Source organism: Glutamicibacter sp. BW78, from assembly GCF_002332245.1.
Classification (GTDB): domain Bacteria; phylum Actinomycetota; class Actinomycetes; order Actinomycetales; family Micrococcaceae; genus Arthrobacter_H; species Arthrobacter_H rhombi_A.
Genome location: NZ_NRGU01000015.1, coordinates 1 through 1,198 on the forward strand (window position 1 = coordinate 1; position 1,198 = coordinate 1,198).

General features: G+C 58.0%; 1 pseudogene. It reads left to right on the forward strand.

The annotated features are described in order from the left end of the window. Nucleotides 1-498: 498 nt before the first annotated feature. Nucleotides 499-1,198, forward strand: a pseudogene (locus CIK75_RS16405) (hypothetical protein); the annotation flags it as partial.

Below are 1,198 nucleotides of genomic sequence, written 5' to 3' on the forward strand. Positions count from 1 at the left end.
ACGAAGAGGGAGTTCCTGCGTGGTACTCCCCTGACTCAGACCAAGAGGAGCTCTTCCACCAGAGGGAGGCTCGCGCAAGCTAGTTAAAACAAGAAGTGGGCCAGTTGGCGCTGACCCACTTCTGAAGTAGTACTCATCAAGTTCCAGCTTGATGAGAGGTAGACCGCTCCATTCCAAAGAACTGATCTAACGCTCGCTCGCTAAGAGAAAGCAGCTAATGCACTCCCTAAGTTACCCGGGGACATCCCGTCTGTCCACAAACACGCCCGCATGCTCGGGTGATGTTGATGACCCCGTACCCTCCCCCGCTGAATTGTGGAGCTTCTTCGCTCCCCTTATCGCTGGTCAGCCCGTCTTTCGTACAATGAACGCCGATCAGGACTACCTCAAGGCCTCTGAGCGTCCACTGGACGACACACTCCCCGCCAGNNGGCCGTTCTCATTTACTCCCCTGCAGGACTTGCTCGGACCCTCTGCCTGGACTTCGATGCCGGCCAAGTGGATTCAGCGAATTTTGATCACGAGCTTTCCTCGGCCCGTTCCCTGCTTACTTCCACAGGATTACGTTTCGTCGAGGACGTCAGCCCCTCTTCCGGTCGACACATCTACGTACCGCTCGGCGATTCCCTCGGAGCAACCGAGGCGAGGGAACTGGTTGAGGCTCTGGCCTTGCGTTTTCCCTCGCTGGATCCTTCCCCGCATCGTTCTGCTCGTAGTGGCTGCGTTCGTACTCCTGGCTCTCGCCACAAGACCAACGGTTGGCAAAAGCTGGTCACCCCGCTCTCACGGGCGCTGGAAATCTTCGCTACTCCCAACCCCGCTGACGCCATCACACGCTTGAGTGCAGCCTTACACAACGAAATTGAGCAGCTGCGTGCCGCCAAAGCCCCAACCCCGGCACAACCACGCCGGGCGTACCCTCGGCACTCCTCAGAGGAGTCCCTCGCCCTGGGCCCTGTTGCAAGGCAGATCGGCGTCGATGGTATGTCCCACCAAGGTCGTTACAGCTCTCCCTCTGAGGCTCGAATGGCCGTGCTGTGCTCTCTGGCCTCGTCAGGATGGGATCGCACCGATCTCCAGAACGGCATAGAAGGCGGCAAGCTTCCTGGGCTTGCTGAACTCTATGCCAGGTACAAACACGACTCCACCATTATTCGCACGCTCGATTCCGAGTGGACGAAAGCCGTTTCTTTTATTA